The organism is Tardiphaga sp., assembly GCF_025356345.1.
Taxonomy (GTDB): domain Bacteria; phylum Pseudomonadota; class Alphaproteobacteria; order Rhizobiales; family Xanthobacteraceae; genus Tardiphaga.
In genome coordinates this window covers 1-13,998 of the sequence record NZ_JANXTC010000290.1, presented here as the reverse complement: position 1 = coordinate 13,998, position 13,998 = coordinate 1, and the positions used below count along the sequence as shown (strand labels likewise).

Below are 13,998 nucleotides of genomic sequence, written 5' to 3'. Positions count from 1 at the left end.
GCACCAGTTCATCGGCGACCAACGGGTGAAAATCCCGCACCGTGTAGATCTGCGTCGCCGTCACGTCCTGCCAGCCATGGCCGAAGGCGGCGAGGCGCTCCTGCATCGTATTCACGGTCATCTTCACCTTGTCGCGAAAGGCGTCGGGTCCGGTCTCGCGATAGCGCACGATGCGCTCGGGATAGCTGCCCGGTCCGCCGCGCGCCTCGGCGCCGCCTGCGATCACGAAGCTCGGCGAAGCGCCGAGCCGCGGCCGCGTGAACGAGAAGGCGTAGAATGACGGCGCCGCCGGCGGATCGATCTCAAGGCAGACATTGCTGCGCGCGACCGGATTGTCGGTGCCGTTAAAAATGCCCCATTCGGCGAGCGTCTTGACGTAATGCTCGTTGAAGGTTCGAAAGCCGGCCTCGTCGACCACCGCGGGCGAGCGCAGCTCGCAGGCGCAGAACGACGTCAGCGGACGGCCGGCGGCGAGGATGTAATCGGCGATCAGCGCAAAGCCGTCGGCGAGCGGCATCGGCGTGTCGAAGCGAACGCGCTCGATCTCGAAATCCGGGTCCGCCGCCGCGCCGCTGGAATACTGGAATACGGCGGGAATATAGCGATAATTGCCGGCCACGAAGTCACGCGTCATGGAATGTCCTATCGTTTCCCGCACGCGGTGCGGCATTCTTATGCCGCTCCGCGGATGCGGGATCCAGGTTTCATCAAAGCAGCAACCGGGACCCCGGATCTGCGAAGCAACACTACGTGTTGCATCGCGTCCGGGGAACGGGCTTTTCAGCCCGGTCGCAGTGCCGGCGAGGCGTGGTCCTGCAGGTCGAATTCCGCGATCTGCCGGGCGCGCTTGGTATCGCGGCTGGCACGGTGATCGGTGGCGATCGCCACATAGACCGCCGGCAGCACGAACAGCGTGAACAGCGTACCGATCATCATGCCGGACACCACCACCAGACCGATCGAGAAGCGGCTCGCCGCGCCGGCGCCCGCCGCGGTAAGCAGCGGCAGCAGGCCGGTGACCATCGCCGCGGTGGTCATCAGGATCGGCCGCAGCCGGACGCGCGCCGCCATCTCGATCGCCGAGCGTTTGTCGAGGCCTTCCTTGAGCTGCAGCTCGTTGGCGAACTCCACCATCAGAATGCCGTGCTTGGAAATCAGCCCGACCAGCGTCAACAACCCGACCTGGGTGTAGATGTTGATCGTCGCCACGCCGAAGAACAGCGGGATCAGCGCGCCCGAGATCGCCATCGGCACCGAGATCATGATGACAAGGGGATCGCGCATCGACTCGAACTGCGCCGCCAGTACCAGGAAGATGATGATGAGCGCGAAGCCGAACGCCACCGCGAGCTGGTTGCCTTCCTGCACATATTGCCGGGAGTCGGCGAGGTAGTCGTGGTTAAAGCCAGACGGCAGCTTTTTGGCCTCGCCCTCCAGGAAGTCGACCGCCTGCCCCACCGTGACACCCGGCATCGCCACCGCCTGGAAAGTGGCGGAGTTCAGCTGGTTGTAATGCGACAGCGCATTCGGGTTGGTGGCGGTTTCCACCGTCACCAGCGTCGACAGCGGCACCTGCTGTCCGGACGCCGTCGGCACGTAATAGTTCGCCAGCGAATCCTGCGAGATCCGCATCGCGCGCGGCACCTGCGGGATCACCTGATAGGAGCGACCCTCCAGGTTGAAGCGGTTGGTATAATTGCCGCCAAGCAGCGTCGACAGCGTGCCGCCGATGCTGGCCATGGTGATGCCGAGATCATTGGCCTTGTTGCGGTTGATCTTCACCTTCACGACCGGCTGATTGTAGTCGAGATCGCTGTCGGCGACGATGAACAGCCCGCTCTTGCGCGCGGAGTCCTTCAGCTTGTTCATCTCTTCATAAACCGACTGAAAACCATTGGTCGAATTGATCACCATCTGAATTGGCAGGCCGCCCGGACCGCCCGGCAACGCCGGCAGGTTGAAGGCGAAGGCGTTGACGCCCTCGATCTTGCTGAGCTCCGCCTGCACCAGCGGCTTCAGCTTGGTGGTCGAGCGGGTACGCTCGTCCCACGGCTTCAGCGCCATGCCGGCGATGCCGTTGGACGGACCGTTGGTGCCGTTGATAATGAAGCGCAGATCGGTTTCCGCGAACTTCTGGAATACCTTGTCCATCTTGTCGCTGTAGAAATTGGCGTAGTCGATGTTGGCGTATTTCGGCCCCTTGGTGACGGCGAACAGGATGCCCTGATCCTCCTCGGGCGCCAGCTCCTTCGAGGTGTGCTGATACATGAAGACGACGAGGCCGAGGATCACCACGGCGAACAAAGCGGTGATCGGGCGATAGTCGAGCGAACGATCGAGCTGGCGGCCGTACCAGCGTGTCGTCGCGCCGAAAATCCGGTCGACCTTCTTGCCGAACCAGCTCGGCTCTTCCTGCTTCAGCAGCACCGAGCACATCATCGGCGACAGCGTCAGCGCCACCACGCCGGAGACGATCACCGAGCCGGCGAGCGTGAAGGCGAATTCGCGGAACAGCGCGCCGGTGAGACCGCTGAGAAAACCGATCGGCGCGTAAACCGCCGCCAGCGTGATGGTCATGGAAATCACCGGCCCGACGATTTCACGCGCACCTTCCAGCGACGCCTGCACCGGGGACTTGCCCTCCTCGAGATGCCGGTGAATGTTCTCCACCACCACGATGGCGTCGTCGACCACGAGTCCGATCGCCAGCACCATCGCCAGCAGGGTCAGCATGTTGATGGAGAAGCCCATCACCAGCATCAGGCTGCAGACGCCAACCAGCGACAGCGGGATGGTGACCACCGGGATGATGACCGTGCGGAACGAGGCCAGGAACAGGAAAATCACGACGATGACGATGCCGACGGCCTCGATCAGCGTGTTCTGGACCTCGTTGATCGAGGAGGTGATGAACTTGGTGGAATCATAGGCCACCTTCATTTTCAACGACGGCGGCAAATTGCGTTCCAGCTCCGTGAACAGCTTGCGTACGCCGGCGACGATGTTGAGCGGATTGCCCTGCGGGGTCGACTGCACGCCGATGAAGATCGCACGTTCGCCGTTAAAGGCGACGCTGGCATCGGCGGTCTGCGCCGCCAGTTCGACGGTGGCGATGTCCTCCATCCGCACAAAGCCGCCATCCTTGGCCTTGATAATCATCCGCTTGAACTGATCGACGTTCTGCAGGTCGGTATTGGCCGTGACGTTGGAGATGATGTAATAGCCCTTGGTCTGGCCGGCCGCCGACTGGAAATTATTGGCGCGGATCGACGCGGCCACGTCATCCGGCGAAATGCCGCGCCCCTGCATTCGCACCGGATCCAGCCACAGCCGCATCGCAAAGGTCTGGCCGCCGAGAATATCCGCCGAGGCCACGCCGTCGACGGTGGACAGCACCGGCTGCACCGCGCGCGTCAGATAATCCGAGATCGCCGAGCCCGACAGCTCGTCGCTGGAGAAGCCAAGATACATCACGGCGGTGGTCGAGCCGGTCGATTTCACGATCACCGGATCGTTGGCTTCCTTCGGGATCAGATATTTGACCGAATTGACCTTCGACAGCACTTCGGTGAGCGCGGCGTTGGGATCATTGTTGAGCTTGATGTAGACCGAGATCAGGCTCTGGCCCTGGGTCGACGCCGAGGTCATGTAGTCGAGGCCTTCGGCGGCGGCGACGGCCTGCTCGATCGGCGTGGTGATGAAACCCTGCATCAGGTCCGGCGACGCGCCGGGATAGACCGTGGTGATGGTGATCACGGTGTTCGACAGCTTCGGATATTGCCGGATCGGCAGACTCGTCGCGGCCTTGAAGCCGATCAGCAGAATCAGCAGGCTGACGACCAGCGCCAGCACGGGGCGCTTGATGAAAATATCAGTAAAGACCATGGCGGACGCTCCGTCACCGGCATCGCGCGCTGGCCCGATCGGCCGCGCATCAATGCGAAATTACAATTGAGGCGGGCTGCGATCGCTCGCAGCCCGCAATCTCGTCTAGTTCAGCGGCGCCTTGGCCGGAATCTGTGGCGCCGGATCGCTCGAGATCGCCACCGCGACGCCCGATTGCAGCTTGAGCTGGCCGACCTGCACCACCTTGTCGCCAGCCTTGAGGCCGCGAACGATGACGGCGCGGCCGTCAAGCCGGTCGCCGGTCTGCACAAAGGTCCGGATGGCATTCAGGCTGGTCTTGCCGTCGTCGGCCTTCTTCTCGGCGATCAAATAAACCGAGTCACCATACAGGGTGTAATCGACGGCGGTCTCCGGCACCGTGACCACGGCGGGCTTGTCCGGCAGTACCACGGTGGTGGTCGCGAACATGCCGGGCTTCAGAATGCCCTCGGGATTCTCGATCGTCGCCTGGACGCGGATGTTACGCGTATCGGCGGATATCTGCGGCTCGATGGTGGTGAGCCTGCCCTCGAACTTACGGCCCGGATAGGCGTCCACCATGATGCGAACGGTCTGGCCGACCTTCAGCGTCCCGGAATCTTTTTCGGTCACGGTGAAGTTGGCATAGACCGCCGACAGGTCGGTCAGCGTCACGATCTGGGTGCCGGCGGTAAGGTACTGGCCGACTTCGACGCGACGCACGCCCAGCACGCCGTCGAACGCGGCACGCACCAGCTTCTGCGAGATCACCGCTTCGGTACGGGAAATACCGGCCTGGGCCTGGTCGTAGGCCGCCTGCGCGGTGTCCACCGTCGCCTGCGGACCGAACTGGCGCGACGCCAGTTGCTTGGCGCGGTCGAGATTGAGATTGGCGACGGTCGCCTGCGCCTTGAAGCTGGCGAGGTCGCCCTGCTCCGGGCCGTCGAACAATTGCACCAAGGGCGTGCCGGCCTTCACCGTGGAGCCCGCCTCGAACATGATCTTGGTGATGCGGCCCGACACGTCCGAGGTGACGTCCACCTGGTGCACGGCGGCCAGACTGCCGACGGCATTCAGCAGGTTCGGGATCACTTCGGATTTCGCCTCGGCCGCGGTGACCAGGGTCGGCGGCGGCCGATTGTTGGCAAAGAACTCCGCGATCTTCATGGCGCGGAACGAATTGAAGCCGACCAGCAAGCCGACCATCAGCGTCAGCAGCAGGCCGACGATGATGAACCATTTCAGCATGCGCGGGCGCGGGCGCGGCTTTTCAACGGTCGCGCGCGGTGTCGTGGGAGCGTCGGTAGCGAGGGTCATATCATGCGCTTTCTGTCGTGACCGCAGGCATCAGGTCCGGCGAAATCTCGCTGTCGAGATGCGAGGCGATGGCGGTTTCGTTCAGTCCAATTCCGCGGAGAATAAATTGGCAAAGCTGCCGATCCAGATCGGGAGCGTTGCCATAGGGCAAAGTGGGAACCTTGGGAAGCCGTGATAGCGCCGCCATCATGGCGGTGTGATGGGCAAACCAGAACAGATGCAGCGGTGCCTCGCCGACACGGCGGGCGTCACCCGCCCTGACCGCCTGCTCCAGCGACGCCGCGAAGGCCGGGCCGATCAGCGCGCCGACTTTCTCGAACAACAGCCGGGCGAATTCGCCGTCATCCAGATGACTGATGATCATCAGCCGCATGCGCTGCGCCTCCTCCTGGTCGGCGGCGCCCGGCATGTCGAGAAAGTGACCGACCATGCCGCGAATCAAGATGATCAGTGTTTTCGTCGAGGGCGGCAGGCCGAGCAGCTTGTGCAGACCAGGATCTGCCTCGCACTGCTCCGCCAGAATTTCGGCATAGAGCGCCGACTTGGTCGGGAAATGCTTGAACAGGAGGCCTTCCGAGATCGACGCCGCCGCGGCAACGCTCTTGGTGGTCGTGCCGGCGAAGCCATTGCGCGCGAAGCAACGCTTCGCCGCGCTCAGGATCAATTCCCGCCGCAGATCATGGGTCATGCGCAGAGTACTCATGGATCGTGAGTAAACGCTCACTGACTGGCCTGTCAAGAAAATGCTGCGCTGCACCTGATCGATTTGCACGCGAGAGTGGCATTCTTGCACATTTTAATAGGCGAGCCAGCCGGCCCATCGATGGCAGCGAAGATTCACCCGAACGAGAACAACCAATGCTATGTGCCCATGCACAAACGGCCGTCGCCTTTGTCCGAATGCCTCGCTATCACTGCCGCCCCAACCGGACTCGCATGTGCCCCCGATCATCACAGACCCGTTCTTCTATGTCGTCGCCATTCCCGCGGTGATCTTTCTCGGCCTCTCGAAGGGCGGCTTTGCCGGCGTCGGGATCGCCGCGACGCCGCTACTGGCGCTGTATCTGCCGCCGCTGGAAGCGGCCGCCCTGCTGCTGCCGGTGCTGATTACCCAGGATCTGATCTCGATCTATGTCTACCGGCGCCAATGGGACGCCACCAACCTCAAAATCATGCTGCCCGGCGCCGTGATCGGCATGGCGCTAGCGTGGCTGCTGGCGTCGTATATTTCCGATAATGCCGTGCGTCTCACCATCGGCCTGATAGGCGTTGGCTTCGTCTTCAACCTCTGGCTGAAACGAGCCGTCATCGCGCCGCGCCGGATGCGGCCCGCCGCTGGCGTGTTTTGGGGCGGCCTCGCCGGCTTCACCTCGTTCATGACCCAGGCCGGCGGTCCGCCCTACCAGGTCTATGTGCTGCCGCAGCGGCTGCCCAAGCTGGTGCTGGTGGGCACCACCACGATTTTCTTCGCCGTCGTCAATTCTCTGAAGATCGTCCCCTATTTCGTGCTCGGACAGTTCAACGCGCCGAATCTCGCCACCTCCGTCGCACTGCTTCCGATCGCGATCGTCGCCAATTTCGGCGGCATCTGGCTGGTCAAGCACACCCCGACCGGGCTGTTCTATCGCATCGCCTATGTGCTGCTGCTGATCGTCTCGCTAGTACTGCTGTGGCAGGGCGTGTCGGAATTGATCCGGAAGTAGGCTGCGAGCGCGAGACGTCACGCTTTCGCCGTCCGTTCCACCAGCAGGGCCGGTACTCCGCAACTGCCGCCGCGCAGGCTCATCACGCGGGTGCCGGGTTTGCGCCCATTTCTGATCTCTGACACATCCACGCTGGCAGCGACCAGCCGCGCGCGGGTCGCCTCGGCATCGGCGACACGCCAGCTCAGCCCCCATAATTTGTCACGAGTCGGCTCGGCGGTGGCGTCAGGACGATGCATGATCTCGACGATCAGGTCGCCGCAACGGAAGAACATCAGCTGGCCCCAATCCGGATGCGAACGGTCCAGCGCCATGTCCAGCCCCAGTCGCGCGCCATACAACGCGGCCGCGCGCTCCGGATCCTGCGTCGCCACCACGATGTGATCGAGGCCGATCACCGGAGCCGTGCGGCTGACGGTCGACCATGGTCTGGGCCGCGTCAGTTCGAGGAAGAATTGCCGGACACCGCGCGTGGCGTCGGTCGCTGCCCGGGTCCGCTTCCACGACAGTACCCCGCGACCATCGAGATCATGACTTTCGATCACCGCAATGGCGTCCGGCTTCAGCGCCACACGATCGAGCCGACGGTGCATCTTGGTGATATCATCGGTGCGGAAGCAGAGGCTGGCGAGCCCCTCGCCCTGCGCCACCAATACGGCGCGGATGCGCGCGGCGGTCTCGCCATCGCCTGCCGGCGCCATCAGTTCCAGCGTCGTGTTGGGCAGCGTGAACAATACGGTGGCGGCGCCCTCGCCGCGGCTGCGCCACGACGGCTCGCAGCCGAACAACGTCTGATAGCTCGCGACCGCCGCGTCGAGATCAGCGACCAGAACGACGACATGGTCGAGCCCGGTGATCATGGAAACAGCCCGCGCGTGTTCTTGGCGGCGCGCACCTTCTCGACCCCGATCGCCATCGCCGCGGTCCGGTGTGGAATACGATCGATCTTGGCGCGCATCACCATCTGATCGAACGCGCGATCAAGGATCTGATACTCCCGTCGCGTCACCTCCTCCTCTTCCCAGAACAGTTGCTGCAGATCCTGCACCCATTCGAAATAGCTGACCACTACGCCGCCCGAATTGCACAGGATGTCGGGGATCAGGAAGATATCATCCTGTCGCTTTTCCAGTACCAGGTCGGCCTCCGGCGTGGTCGGACCGTTGGCGCCTTCGGCCAGTACCCGGCATCGCAGCTTCGCCGCCATCGCTCCGTCGATCGCGCGCTCCATCGCCGCCGGCACCAGCACGTCGCAAGGCAGCGTGAATATCTCGGCGGGATCGTGTTGCAGCTCGCTGGAGAAACCCTTGATGCTGCCGTGCTCCACGCTGTGGCGCATCAGCGCGGGAATATCGAGCCCGGCCTTGCTGTAGAGCGCGCCGGTATGGTCGCTGACGGCGATCACCTTCAGGCCAAAGCGGTGCAGCTCCAGCGCCGCATAGGAGCCGACATTGCCGAACCCCTGGATCACGGCGGTGGCGCCATTGAGATCAATCGCCAGTTCCTTCAACACGCGCCTGGCGAGATGCGCGACCCCGCGCCCGGTGGCCTCGCGTCGTCCCAGTGTGCCGCCGGATGCGACCGGCTTGCCGGTCACGATCTCGGTGACCGTACGGCCCTGATACATGGAATAGGTGTCCATGAACCACGCCATCACCTGCTCGTTGGTTCCCATGTCCGGCGCCATCACATCGGTATGCGGACCGACAAACGGGATCATCTCCTGCATGTAGCGGCGCGACAGCGCCTCCAGCTCGCGTTTGGAAATGGCGGACGGATCGACCGCGATGCCACCCTTGGCGCCGCCATAGGGCAACCCGACCAGCGCGCATTTCCAGCTCATCCAGATCGCAAGAGCTGCGACCTCGCCGAGATCAACGCTCCTGGCGAAGCGCGTGCCGCCCTTGGTGGGGCCGAGGGTGAGGTGGTGCTGGACCCGGTAGCCCTCATAGACCGCGATGGTGCCATCATCGCGATGGATCGGGCACGACACCACAATGGCGCGCTTCGGCATCAGCAAGCGGTCGCGTTCATCGGCGGGAATCGCCAGATGATCGGCGATCACGCCGAACTGGTTGACCGCCATCTCGAACACCGGACCGGAATAAACCGTCATCGCCGCGTCTCCACCGCTGCCGGCCAACGCATCCCGATGGCGCGCTGACAATGGCAATGGATTACGGTGGTAGTCCCGCGCTGCCCGTATCTCAAGCAAATCCGGGCCAGAGCCTGCGAATAATTTTAGCCGATCATTGCTGATAAGCGGTGCTAATGTAGGGCGACGCGCGACGCCGAGTTCCGGATGATCAGGACTGTTCCGGACATCCTATCAGCACACGACGGACAAATTCATGCAGGCTCTCTTTATCGGACAGACCTATATCGACGTCACCTTCATCACCGACCACATGCCGACCGGTGACGAGAAGCATGTGGCGTCGGATTACGCGGTGTCGTTCGGCGGCAACGCCGTCACCGCCGCGTTCTGCTGTGCCAAGCTCGGCGTCGTGCCCGACCTGATCGCCACCGTGGCCAATGACTGGCTCGGCCGCATGTTCATGGACATGTCGGCGAAGTACGCCATCGAGATTCATCCGCGTAAGGTGGCGAGCTCATCGCTGTCCTTCATCATGCCGAAGGACGGCAAGCGCGCCATCGTGCGCTGCCGCGACGACGAGCACATTCATCCATTTCCGCTCCTCAACCTCGGCAAGTGTCGCGCGCTGCATGTCGACGGCCATCAGCCGGATGCCGCGATCCATTACGCCAAACTGTGCCGCGAGGCCGGCATCCTGACCTCGCTCGACGGTGGTGGTCTGCGCACCAATACCCATGAGCTCTTGGAATTCATCGACGTCGCCATCGTCGCCGAGCGGTTGTGCGAGCAGATGGACCTGACGCCGGAAAAGATGCTGGACTATCTGAAGCACCGCGGCTGCCGGGTCGGCGGCGTGACGCAAGGCGAGCGCGGGCTGTTATGGTATGACGAGACCGGAGCGGTACATACGCTGCCGGCGCTGTCGATCCCGCCGGCGCGGGTGCTCGATACCAACGGCGCCGGAGACGTGTTTCACGGCGCCTATATGTATTCCTATCTGGCCAATCCCGCCAAAAGCTGGCTCGAACATTTCACCTTCGCCCGCGCCGCCTCGACCTTCAAGATCCAGAGACTGGGTAACGAGGCCGGCCTGCCGACGCTGTCCGATATCGCGGCGGTGAAGCAGGAGTTCGAGGCGGTGTGAAGTTCGTCACTGCGAGGAGCCAACGGATCCGGCTTCGCCGGCCCGATGATAAAATCCGCCACGCGGGAAACCAGAACCGCGCACTCCGTAAAGACTGGGTTGCTTCGTCGCATGGGCTCCTCGCAAGGACGGTCGAGAGGCCTCAGCCCTTGCCTTCCCGGGTCATGAAATCGAAATCGCAGCCGTCATCGGCCTGCAGGATGGTGCTATGGAATAGGTGCGCATAGCCGCGTTTCGCCCAGTCCGGCGTCACCGCCGGCGGCAACGCGGCCTGGCGCTTCGCCATTTCGGCCTCGTCGATCAGCAGGTCGATGCTGCGCGCGGCGACGTCGAGGCGGATCATGTCGCCGTTCCGAACCAGAGCCAGCGGGCCGCCCACGGCGCTTTCCGGCGTGATGTGCAGCACGATGGTGCCGAACGCGGTGCCGCTCATGCGGGCGTCGGAAATCCGCACCATGTCCTTGACCCCTGCCCGCGCCAGCTTCATCGGGATCGGCAGATAGCCGGCCTCCGGCATGCCCGGCGCGCCCTTCGGGCCGGCATTGCGCAGCACCAGCACGTCGTCGGCGTTCACATCGAGATCGGGGCTGTCACAACGCAGCGTCATGTCCTCGACGGATTCAAACACCACGGCACGGCCGGTGTGCTGGAGCAGTTTTGGCGACGCCGCCGAATGCTTGATCACCGCGCCGCGCGGCGCCAGGTTGCCATGCAGCACCGCCATCGCGCCTTCCGGCTTGATCGGGTTGCCGCGCGAACGGATCACGTCCTGGCCCGGCACGTCCTCGGCCAGGGCCACGATCTCGCGCAAGGTGGCGCCCGACACCGTCTTGGCATCCAGGTCGATCAGGTCGCCGAGCTGCGCCATCAATTTCGGCACGCCACCGGCATGATGAAAATGCTCCATGTAATGATCGCCGGACGGCTTCAGGTCGATCAGCACCGGCACCGCGCGGCTCAGTTCATCGAACGCCGCCAGATCGATGCGGTGCACCGAACGATTGGCCATCGCGGTAAGATGGATCAAGCCATTGGTGGAGCCACCAATCGCCTGCAGTACCACTTGCGCATTGCGGAACGAAGCTGGCGTCAGCACCTCGCTCGGCTTCGGGCCCTTGTTCCTGGCCATTTCGGCGGCGACCTTGCCGCTGGCCTCGGCGGAGCGAAACCGCTCGGCATGCGGCGCGGGGATCGTCGCGCTCATCGGCAGCGACAGGCCCATCGCCTCGGTGATACAGGCCATGGTGCTCGCGGTGCCCATCACCATGCAGGTGCCGACCGACGGCGCGAGCCGCGCGTTGACGGCGTCGATCTCCTGCTGATCGATTTCCCCGGCGCGAAATTTTCCCCACATCCGCCGGCAGTCGGTACAGGCGCCGAGTACCTCGCCCTTGTGATGACCGACGACCATCGGGCCGACCGGAATCACCACCGTCGGCAGATCGGCGGAGATCGCCGCCATGATCTGCGCCGGCAGGGTCTTGTCGCAGCCGCCGACCACGATCACCGCGTCCATCGGCTGGGCGCGGATCATCTCCTCGGTATCCATCGCCATCAGATTGCGCAGATACATCGAGGTCGGATGCGCGAAGCTTTCGCCGATCGAGATGGTCGGGAACACCATCGGCAGCGCGCCAGCCAGCATCACGCCGCGCTTCGCGGCCTCGATGATCTGCGGCGCGTTGCCATGGCAGGGATTGTAGTCGCTGTGGGTATTGGTGATGCCGACGATCGGGCGGTCCAGCGCGTCGTCGGAATAGCCCATCGCCTTGATGAAGGCCTTTCGCAGAAACAGCGAGAAACCGGCATCGCCATAGCTGGTGAGCCCCTTGCGCAATCCGTCAGCCATGTCGCGTTTCCCGTTTTCAGACGTGTTCTAGCGGCCCCTTATGAGGCTGCCAGATTTCTTGTCAATCGCAGGAGATGCGGCGCTATTTCGGTTCCCAGACGCGGCCCGCGTCGCCGTCAAACTCAATGCCGCAGAACGCGCCGCCCTGGTAGAAATCGCTGACCGGATCAGGCTTTAGTCTGGCCTGTTCGGCCATCGCGTGTTCGCGGTGATCTTCGGCCTTGCCGACCGGCCGGTAGCCGAGCTGATAGGCGCGGGAATTATCCCACCAGGCGCGTTCATTATAGGACGCGCCGTACAGCACCTCGAAGTGGATGTCGGGATGTTCGAGACCGATCTCGCACAATTGCACCAGATCCTCCGGCTTCAGCCAGATCGACAGCCGGCGCTGGTCCAGCGGCTCGTCGCCGAAATTGCCGATCCGCAGACAGGTCACGCCAAGCCCATGCTTATCGGCGTAGAGCGCGCCGACCGCCTCGCCGAACACCTTGCTGACGCCGTAGCGACTGTCCGGCCGCGCGGTGACGTCGGGGCCGATTTTCGTGTGGCGCGGGTAGAAGCCGACCGCGTGGTTGGAGGATGCGAAGACGACGCGCTTGACGCCCTTTTTGCGCGCGGCCTCGAACAGATTGTAGGTGCCGATAATATTGGCCTGCAGGATGGCGTCCCACGGACCTTCCACCGAGAAGCCGCCGAAATGCAGGATGCCGTCGACGCCCTCGCAGATCGCCTCGACCGCCGCGAGGTCGGCCAGATCGGCCTGCCTGAAATTTTCCTTCGATGACAGATTGGCCGGCGGCGTGAGATCGCTAAGCAGCAGATCCGGATAGATCGGCGGCAGCAATTGCCGCAGCCGCGTGCCGATTCCGCCCGACGCCCCCGTCATCAAGATCCTTGGCATTCGTCCCTCGTTTGTTTGCAACGTTGGGTCAAGTATGACGGAGACTTGCTTGCCGCGCAAACATGCCAATGCTAGCAAAAAGCATTAGCGAGGATGCAACCAACAAGGACCAACAATGTCCGACGCAATTCCCTCTCCCGGCTGGCGGCCTGCCACCTATTATCCAGATCCCGCGATCCATGCGCTCGATCCGCGGTTCGAAAAATACTGGATCAAGCTGTCGGCCATTGAACGTATCGCCACCGGCCTGCGCTGGGCCGAGGGGCCGGTGTGGTTCGGAGATGGCCGCTATCTGTTGTGCAGCGACATTCCCAACAACCGTATCCTCAAATGGGAAGAGGAGACCGGCGCGGTGAGCGACTTTCGCAGGCCATCGAACCATGCCAATGGCCATACGCGGGATCGCCAGGGCCGGCTGATCAGCTGCGAACATGGCGGGCGTCGCGTGATCCGTACCGAGTATGACGGCAGCGTTACCGTCCTGATGGATCATTTCGAGGGCAAGCGGCTGAACTCGCCGAACGATGTCGTGGTGAAATCCGACGGTTCGATCTGGTTCACCGACCCGCCATTCGGGCTGTTGAGCGACTACGAGGGCAACAAGGCGCCGTCCGAGGTTGGCCAGAACATCTATCGCATCGACGGCGACACGCTTGCCGCGACGATCGTCGCCGACGACGTGCTCGCCCCCAACGGGCTGTGCTTCTCGCCCGACGAGAAACTTCTCTATGTCGTGGAGTCGCGGGGCGTTCCGAACCGCAAGATCCTGGCGTATGACGTCGTCTCGCGCGGCCAGGCCCTGATCAACAAGCGCGTCTTCATCGATGCCGGCGCGGGCACGCCGGACGGCATGCGTTGCGACATCGACGGCAATCTGTGGTGCGGCTGGGGCATGGGGACGCCCGAACTCGACGGCGTGTTCATCTTTGCGCCCGACGGCGAACAGATCGGCCGCATCGCGCTGCCCGAACGCTGCGCCAATCTCTGCTTCGGCGGATTGAAGCGCAACCGCCTGTTCATGGCATCGAGCCAGTCGATCTATGCGCTGTATGTCAACACGCAGGGCGCGCTGGGGGGATAACGCCGACCTTTCAGCCGTCATTGCGAGGAGCCCTTGCGACG

Annotated in this window: 11 protein-coding genes; 3 read left to right on the top strand and 8 right to left on the bottom strand. The window is 63.3% G+C overall.

Annotated features, from left to right (window positions below):
- The 4 genes from Q0S16_RS17945 to Q0S16_RS17930 all read right to left on the bottom strand — a co-directional run.
- On the bottom strand, positions 1–634 hold a 634-nt coding region (locus tag Q0S16_RS17945; RefSeq protein WP_295850841.1), incomplete at its 3' end, for a hypothetical protein.
- 146 nt (positions 635–780) lie between these two features.
- Positions 781–3,885 (bottom strand): efflux RND transporter permease subunit, encoded by a 3,105-nt coding sequence (locus Q0S16_RS17940; RefSeq protein WP_295850838.1) that lies wholly within the window; start codon positions 3,883–3,885, stop codon positions 781–783.
- A 105-nt stretch (positions 3,886–3,990) separates the two neighbouring features.
- Entirely contained in the window at positions 3,991–5,181 is a 1,191-nt protein-coding gene (locus Q0S16_RS17935) for an efflux RND transporter periplasmic adaptor subunit (protein ID WP_295850835.1), read from the bottom strand.
- Position 5,182: 1 nt separating this feature from the next.
- Entirely contained in the window at positions 5,183–5,884 is a 702-nt protein-coding gene (locus Q0S16_RS17930) for a helix-turn-helix domain-containing protein (protein ID WP_295850832.1), read from the bottom strand.
- Positions 5,885–6,119: 235 nt separating this feature from the next.
- On the opposite strand from Q0S16_RS17930, the gene Q0S16_RS17925 reads away from it, so the two are divergent.
- Complete coding sequence (locus Q0S16_RS17925; protein ID WP_295850829.1) at positions 6,120–6,884, top strand: sulfite exporter TauE/SafE family protein; 765 nt, start codon at positions 6,120–6,122, stop codon at positions 6,882–6,884.
- 17 nt (positions 6,885–6,901) lie between these two features.
- On the opposite strand, the gene Q0S16_RS17920 is transcribed toward Q0S16_RS17925, so the two are convergent.
- Positions 6,902–7,744, bottom strand: coding sequence for a VOC family protein (locus Q0S16_RS17920; RefSeq protein WP_295850826.1), 843 nt, complete (start codon positions 7,742–7,744; stop codon positions 6,902–6,904).
- On the bottom strand, positions 7,741–9,000 hold the full coding sequence (locus tag Q0S16_RS17915; protein ID WP_295850823.1) for a Glu/Leu/Phe/Val dehydrogenase: 1,260 nt from the start codon (positions 8,998–9,000) through the stop codon (positions 7,741–7,743). Before Q0S16_RS17915 ends, Q0S16_RS17920 begins: the two co-directional genes overlap by 4 nt.
- Before the next feature lie 235 nt (positions 9,001–9,235).
- Here Q0S16_RS17915 and Q0S16_RS17910 point away from each other — a divergent pair, with 235 nt between their 5' ends.
- Positions 9,236–10,126 carry a sugar kinase gene (locus Q0S16_RS17910; RefSeq protein ID WP_295850819.1) on the top strand — a complete coding sequence of 297 codons (891 nt, stop codon included), beginning with the start codon at positions 9,236–9,238 and terminating at the stop codon, positions 10,124–10,126.
- A 142-nt stretch (positions 10,127–10,268) separates the two neighbouring features.
- Here the strand turns inward: Q0S16_RS17910 and Q0S16_RS17905 are convergent, their stop codons facing one another.
- Positions 10,269–11,975 (bottom strand): IlvD/Edd family dehydratase, encoded by a 1,707-nt coding sequence (locus Q0S16_RS17905; protein WP_295850817.1) that lies wholly within the window; start codon positions 11,973–11,975, stop codon positions 10,269–10,271.
- Between the two features lie 82 nt (positions 11,976–12,057).
- Positions 12,058–12,876: an NAD(P)-dependent oxidoreductase gene (locus Q0S16_RS17900; protein ID WP_295850815.1), complete on the bottom strand. Its 819-nt coding sequence runs from the start codon at positions 12,874–12,876 to the stop codon at positions 12,058–12,060.
- A gap of 115 nt (positions 12,877–12,991) precedes the next feature.
- On the opposite strand from Q0S16_RS17900, the gene Q0S16_RS17895 reads away from it, so the two are divergent.
- Complete coding sequence (locus Q0S16_RS17895; RefSeq protein WP_295850813.1) at positions 12,992–13,957, top strand: SMP-30/gluconolactonase/LRE family protein; 966 nt, start codon at positions 12,992–12,994, stop codon at positions 13,955–13,957.
- Positions 13,958–13,998: the final 41 nt, after the last annotated feature.